Genomic DNA, 6000 nt, shown 5'->3' with positions numbered 1-6000 from the left:
AAAAATGAACTCCGGCGCGGCGGCGTAAAGACTATGAACAGGCTCTTATCCAGCCGGGTATGGCCCAGGTCGGTCTTGTCGGTCAGCAGTCGTAAATTCGGGGTGCGCATGGTCGCTCCGTTGGTGATGATTAACGTGGCATCATGCTAACAACGCCTCTTCGCCAACGGGTTCGGATTCCCCATGACCAGGAAAGTACCATCGAAGCCCCTGCCCCAACCGCATAAGCGGCCCTCCCAGGCGCGCGCTGTGTTCACCGTGCAGGCCCTTTACGACGGCTTTGTTCGGATTTGGCGCCGCGACGGACCGGCCGCCGCCACCACCCGCGCCATTGCCGAAGAGAGCGGCTACGCAGTGGGGACGCTGTACGACTATTTCCCCAACCGCACCGCGCTGTTATCCGGTTACGTGCGCCATTGCATGGATGTACTTTGCCAGCGGCTGAGCGAGGAGGACGCTGCTCTGGACCGGCATTGCTGGGAGGAGCGTCTGCGGCGAGCGGTATCACTGACGCTGGACGAGGACGGGCAAGCGCCCTACTTCGATCGGGATATGTTGATGATGGAGGGGAAAATTGCCGCCGCCACCCACCACCAGCGTGCCTTCCGGCAGCTGGTGGACACCTGGGGCGCGCTGGTGGCGGGCTGGCCGGACCGGCCCGGACCGGCGGTGACCGCCGACACTCTGGAAACCCTGGTCCTGGCCCTTTGGGGCGCGCGGCGCTATACGCTGTTGCTGGACACCGACACGCCCCCGATCCCGCAACAGGTGGATCGGCTGGCCGTCATGGCCCGGGCTCTGCTGACCTCCTGAGCGAACACCGAGGTCAGGACGGATCCTCCCCCGCGGCCTGGCGTTTGGCGTAGTCCTCCATGCGTTTCATCTGGTCCCTGGCGCGTTCCAGGGAGGCGGAGGCGCCGTCACAGGAGGTTACCGTGTCCAGACAGTCCACGCATTGCACCAGGTCGTTGGCGGCCATGCTCAAATGCACCTTGAAAGCCAGGGTTTGCAACGCGGCGGCCTCGCCGCGCAGGTTACGGGCCTGCTCCGGCAAGTCGGGGAAATCCGCCTTGCAGGCCTTTTGCGCCTCGGCGGTTTTGCTATCGGGGTATTTTTCGTGCAACTCGCGGCCAGTCTGTTCCAGCGCGGCAATGCGCGTCATCAGACTGTCGATGACTTTGCGCTCGGCGTCGTCGGGCAATTGCGCGAAAGCAGGCACACAGGCGACCACCGCCAGCAGGCCGATGATCCAGGTTTTACCATTCATCTTATTATCTCCTTTTGTTTTTAGGCGGCACTCGGGATTGCCACCTTTTATTAGGGTCCGGGCTCAGCCCGGCGGCCAGTTGAACGGACGTCCCCCCATGACATGAACGTGCAGATGGAACACCGCCTGACTGGCACTGGCGCCATTATTCACGTTGACGCGGAAGTCCTCCAGCCCCTCCCGGGCGGCGACCTGGTTGCCGACCAGCAACAGGTGCCCAAGCAACGCCTGATCTTCCTCGGTGGCGTCGGAGAGCTTGGGGATGGGTTTCTTGGGAATCACCAGGAAATGCACCGGGGCCTGAGGATTGATATCCCGGAACGCCAGGCATTGCTCATCCTCATAGATGATGTCCGCCGGGATCTCCCGGTCGATGATCTTGGAAAACAGGGTCTCGCTCATCTTTCAACGGTATCCAATGGCTTTACAGGGTTTTCGCGCCGCCGGCACCGGGCATCCGCGTACGGGTGTTTTACCGACGGGCAGAGCCAACCATAGAACAACAGGGCGGCACACGCCAGACAGCCGGTCACCGCTGGCCACCGCTTGCGTTTACCACCACCACCGGGCAGGATGCGCGCCACATCGCCGGGACGTGGTGCCGTTCACATCCCGTCCAATTCATCGCCACCGATCGCCTTCGGTGGGGTGAGCCAGACCGCCCGGGCCGCGTATACTATCGCCCTGGCATCGCCGGCGGCGATGATATCCGTGAACTCTGTTTTGCTGATCGGAACGATATGGCCACTCTGTTCGTAGACAATCTGACCGTACTGGATTTCTCCTACCTGCACCCCAAGCGGGGCATGATCGGGGAGTCCTGGATCGTGGACCTGGAACTGTCCGGTGATCTGGACGGCCAGGGCATGGTGTTTGATTTCGGCCAGGTCAAACGGCAGCTCAAGCGCCTGATCGATGATCAGGTCGACCATCGTCTGCTGTTCCCCGGTGCCCATGAGGCGCTGAGCCTGAATCAGCGCGAAGATCAGCAACTCAGTCTCACCTGGCAGTATCGTGCCGGGGAAATTCGTCTGCTGGCGCCCACCGAGAGCCTGTTGGAAATCTCCAGCACCGAGGTGTCCAAAGCCTCCGTCACCCTGTTCCTGATGGAGCTGCTGGAGCCGTCCCTGCCGGCCAACGTCAATGAAGCGCGCATCCTGCTCCGTGAGGAGGATACCGGTACCGCGCCTTTCTACCATTACTCCCATGGTCTGAAGAAGCACGACGGTAACTGTCAGCGCATCGCCCACGGCCACCGTTCCACCATTCAGATCTTCGAGAACGGTCGCCGCAGTCGTTACTGGGAAAAGCTGTGGGCGGACCGCTGGGAAGACATCTACATCGGCACCCGGGAAGATCTGGAAGGGACCTACTTCGTCGAGGAAGTCCCCCATCACCGGTTCCGCTACGACGCGCCCCAGGGTCACTTCGAACTGGTGATCCCGGAAGACCATTGCTATCTGATCGATACCGACACCACGGTGGAATACCTGGCCGACCACATCGCCCGGCAACTGGCCGAGGAGGCCCCCGGCAAGCACTTCCGCGTCCGCGCCTTCGAGGGCGTCGGCAAGGGGGCGATAGCTGAAGGGCAGTTAACAGTTAAGGGTGAATAGTTAATAGCGAAAAACAGAGGGTTGCGATAGTGCAAAGGTGATTTGTGTATGCAAGCCTGGCGCTCTGATCTGTGTCTTTAAAGACAAAGAGGCCGCATCCTGGTTGAGGGCGCGGCCTCTTTGCTTTCTGAGCCTGCCGGCGTCTTCCGCGTCGCTATTAACTATTCACCCTTAACTATTAACTGCCTTTTCACGGGTCCTCCGCCAATATCCGCTCCGCCTCCTCCTGGATCAGTTTGCGCAGCCAGCGGTGGGCGGCGTTGTGGTGCAGCAGGGGGGACCAGGCCATTTTCAGTTCGAACTCGGGAATGTCGAACGGCGGTGATTTGATCACCAGGCGGGGATTTTGCGCCTGCATGCGCGCCACCCGGGACGGCAGAGTCGCCACCAGGTCGTTGTTCATGGCCAGCAGGGCGGGCATTTGATAGTGGCGGGTGAAGATACTGATCTTGCGGGTCCGCCCCATTTGCTGCAAAGCGTGATCGATCCAGCCCAGCCCGCCCAGTTTTTCCGGGTTCATGCCAAAGCCCACGCCAAAACCGGTCTTGGACACCCAGATATGCTGGGCGGACAGGTAGCTGTCCAGATCGAAATGCTTGGCGATCGGGTTATCCCGGTTGAGCAGACAGGAGAAGGCGTCCTTCCACAGGGTGACCTGGTAGAAGGATCCCGGGATTTCATTGAACCGGTTGACCGCCATGTCCACCCGGCCCTGTTCCATATCCGGATAACTGACATCCGACGGCGTCAGGAAGTCCAGAACCACATGGGGCGCCTCTTCACGCAGACGGCGCACGATGTGCGGCACCAGCGTGCCCTCGGCGTAATCGCTGGTCATGATACGAAAAACCCGACGGCTTTCTTCCGGACGGAACACTTCCTCCGGATTGAACAGAGATTCCGCCTGTGCCATCAACTGGCGTACCAGGGGTTGCAGTTCCAGGGCCCGGTCGGTGGCGGTCATGCCCTCGCTGGTACGAATCAGCAGCGGATCATTGAACATCTGCCGCAGCCGTTTGAGGCTGTTGCTCATGGCTGGCTGGGTAATGCCCAGTTGTTCCGCCGCCCGGGTCACGTTTTTCTCCCGCAGCAACACATCCAGGTACTTCAATAAATTCAGATCGGCGCCGGCGACATTCATGGCGGTGTGCTCTCTCTCCTGACAAGGCGATCATAACAGAGGCCGCGACGCTACCCCGCATGCTCTTTCGCACCCGGGATTGACCCGGATCAAGGCCGATTAATAGCACCGTGCCATCATCGCGTCATGTTTAAAAAGTGCGTAAGGTAACCGTTTTCTCGGGGCATATGACAGACACTATGAAGCAGGACGAGACCACGCGGGCCGAGAAGTTCGTGGTTCGTTTCCCTCCCGGCATGCGTGATCGCATTGCCCAGGCCGCCCGCCACGGTCACCGAAGCATGAATGCGGAGATCGTGGCCCGGTTGCAGCGCAGCATGGTTGAATGGCCCGGAGATCTGCCAAGATCCGAAGGCTGCGTTCCCCAGGGGCTGGAGGAAGGGTTACTACTGGATTGCTTTCGCCGCCTGCCTGCGGAAAAGCGCCAGGCCCTTTTGGCTTTGCTCATCTAGTTGGCCTTGCTGATACAGTTCGCTTTACTGATATATAGTTGCGGGATATCCGCCGCGTCAGGCGCTATGCTGGGAGCCTGAATGAATCTTCGGGGACAACGGTCCCCGAACTGGCAGTAAGGACCCAAGGTGACCCACGACCCGCAACGGACGAGCACGCTTCCGTCCGGCAGTGACATACGGCTGCCCTGGCATTTGCGTCTTCCGGCACCGCTGGAACGCGAATTTGTTGACTATTTCCGCAGTAACGTGGCCCGCATCACCCCCTGGGCCACCATCACACTGGTTTCCATTCTGGCCCTGGCGGTGATTCTGGAACTGACCGTGGAGCCGGATCTGGTCGTCCTCACTTGGCGCCCGCGTTTGTTCTGCATCATGCTGGCGGTGGCCACCGCGGTGGTCGCCCATCGCCCGGATTTGCGCCGCTGGCTGCATCCAATGATTATCCTGCTGGCGTTCGCGGTGGCGATCACCGGGATGTGGATGGGCCTGTCCATCGATCACCCGCAAGCCTTCTTGCTGTTCCTGCAAACTCCCCTGGCGATCCTGGTGCTCGGCGTACTGCTGCGTGTGCCGTTCCTGGCCTCCTCCCTGAGCACTTCAGCGATATTGGCACTCCAGGCCCTCTGCACCCTCGCCCCCAATACCCTGCCGCTGTCCCAGGCGTTGACGCTGCTGTTGTTCTCCCTGGCAACCGGCACCATGAGCTTGTTTGGCCAATATATTTATGAACGCCTGCTGCGCAGCCACTTTCTGTCCGAGCACGTGCTTTATCAGCATCGGGCGGAGTTGCATTCGGCCAACCGGGTGCTCGAGAGCCAGGCCACCGGGGACGGCCTGACGGGCTGCCTGAACCGGCGCGGCATGGAGTCCCGCCTCAATGACGCTTTGCATGGCCGTAGCCGGCATACCATCGATAACGTCACCGTGGTGCTGTTCGACATCGATTTCTTCAAGCAATACAACGATACCTACGGCCATCTGGCCGGCGACGAATGCCTCAAGTCCGTGGCCGGCATTCCCCGGGCCATGGCCCAGGGCGACGCCGACTTCGTCGCCCGTTACGGCGGCGAGGAATTCCTGGTGGCGCTGGCCAACACCAGCCTCAAGGACGCCCTGGTGTTCGCCGAACGGATGCGCACACGGATCGAGCAGCTGGGCCTGCCCCACGCCGGATCAAGGATCAGCCAGGTGGTCACCATCAGCGTCGGCGTGGCCAGTTCGCTGCCCGGAGAAAAAGATGTCCTCGCCCTGATCAAACGAGCCGACGAGGCGCTCTACCAGGCCAAAGGCGCGGGCCGCAATTGCGTGGCGTTCATGGATGAGCTGCAGCGGGTGCAGGCGCTGTGAGGGGCAGGGAATAGTTAATAGTGAATAGTTAACAGCGAAAAAAAGCACATTGCAGTACTGCAAAGGCTGTTTGCGTACCCGCAACTTCGGTTTATGTTAAAGGACAATCAGGCCCTGCCCAAGCGATGGCGCGGCCTCCTCGTTTCCCGATTCCCCGGCCTATTGCGCGCAACT

General features: G+C 60.7%; 7 protein-coding genes. 4 read left to right on the top strand and 3 right to left on the bottom strand.

The window, feature by feature from the left end; genetic code table 11:
• The first annotated feature begins 183 nt into the window (after positions 1 to 183).
• A complete protein-coding gene (locus MA04_RS08630) occupies positions 184 to 813 on the top strand; it encodes a TetR/AcrR family transcriptional regulator (protein ID WP_163125359.1) in 630 nt (209 codons plus the stop codon).
• A gap of 13 nt (positions 814 to 826) precedes the next feature.
• Here the strand turns inward: MA04_RS08630 and MA04_RS08625 are convergent, their stop codons facing one another.
• Positions 827 to 1267, bottom strand: a complete 441-nt coding sequence (locus MA04_RS08625) for a hypothetical protein (RefSeq protein WP_262460123.1) — start codon at positions 1265 to 1267, stop codon at positions 827 to 829.
• 63 nt (positions 1268 to 1330) lie between these two features.
• Positions 1331 to 1669 carry a histidine triad nucleotide-binding protein gene (locus tag MA04_RS08620; protein ID WP_014993269.1) on the bottom strand — a complete coding sequence of 113 codons (339 nt, stop codon included), beginning with the start codon at positions 1667 to 1669 and terminating at the stop codon, positions 1331 to 1333.
• A gap of 338 nt (positions 1670 to 2007) precedes the next feature.
• Here MA04_RS08620 and MA04_RS08615 point away from each other — a divergent pair, with 338 nt between their 5' ends.
• Entirely contained in the window at positions 2008 to 2883 is an 876-nt protein-coding gene (locus MA04_RS08615) for a 6-carboxytetrahydropterin synthase (protein WP_233917750.1), read from the top strand.
• A gap of 190 nt (positions 2884 to 3073) precedes the next feature.
• On the opposite strand, the gene MA04_RS08610 is transcribed toward MA04_RS08615, so the two are convergent.
• The gene (locus MA04_RS08610; protein ID WP_022993737.1) at positions 3074 to 4024 is read right to left on the bottom strand and encodes a LysR family transcriptional regulator; all 951 of its coding nucleotides are present in this window, start codon (positions 4022 to 4024) and stop codon (positions 3074 to 3076) included.
• A gap of 179 nt (positions 4025 to 4203) precedes the next feature.
• Here MA04_RS08610 and MA04_RS08605 point away from each other — a divergent pair, with 179 nt between their 5' ends.
• Together MA04_RS08605 and MA04_RS08600 are read left to right on the top strand one after the other, a co-directional pair.
• A complete protein-coding gene (locus MA04_RS08605) occupies positions 4204 to 4476 on the top strand; it encodes an Arc family DNA-binding protein (RefSeq protein WP_163125365.1) in 273 nt (90 codons plus the stop codon).
• A gap of 129 nt (positions 4477 to 4605) precedes the next feature.
• Positions 4606 to 5826 (top strand): GGDEF domain-containing protein, encoded by a 1221-nt coding sequence (locus tag MA04_RS08600; protein WP_262460122.1) that lies wholly within the window; start codon positions 4606 to 4608, stop codon positions 5824 to 5826.
• Positions 5827 to 6000: the final 174 nt, after the last annotated feature.

The organism is Alloalcanivorax balearicus MACL04 (assembly GCF_025532145.1).
Classification (GTDB): Bacteria; Pseudomonadota; Gammaproteobacteria; order Pseudomonadales; family Alcanivoracaceae; genus Alloalcanivorax; species Alloalcanivorax balearicus.
Note: the sequence above shows the minus strand (reverse complement) of the source record. Positions and strands in the feature narration are given on the sequence as shown.

Excerpts from the sequence above, each read along its gene's own strand:
- MA04_RS08605 (WP_163125365.1), top strand. The coding sequence starts at position 4,204 with ATGAAGCAGGACGAGACCACGCGGGCCGAGAAGTTCGTGGTTCGTTTC.
- MA04_RS08630 (WP_163125359.1), top strand. The coding sequence starts at position 184 with ATGACCAGGAAAGTACCATCGAAGCCCCTGCCCCAACCGCATAAGCGG.
- MA04_RS08615 (WP_233917750.1), top strand. The coding sequence starts at position 2,008 with ATGGCCACTCTGTTCGTAGACAATCTGACCGTACTGGATTTCTCCTAC.
- MA04_RS08610 (WP_022993737.1), bottom strand. The coding sequence starts at position 4,024 with ATGAATGTCGCCGGCGCCGATCTGAATTTATTGAAGTACCTGGATGTG.
- MA04_RS08620 (WP_014993269.1), bottom strand. The coding sequence starts at position 1,669 with ATGAGCGAGACCCTGTTTTCCAAGATCATCGACCGGGAGATCCCGGCG.
- MA04_RS08625 (WP_262460123.1), bottom strand. The coding sequence starts at position 1,267 with ATGAATGGTAAAACCTGGATCATCGGCCTGCTGGCGGTGGTCGCCTGT.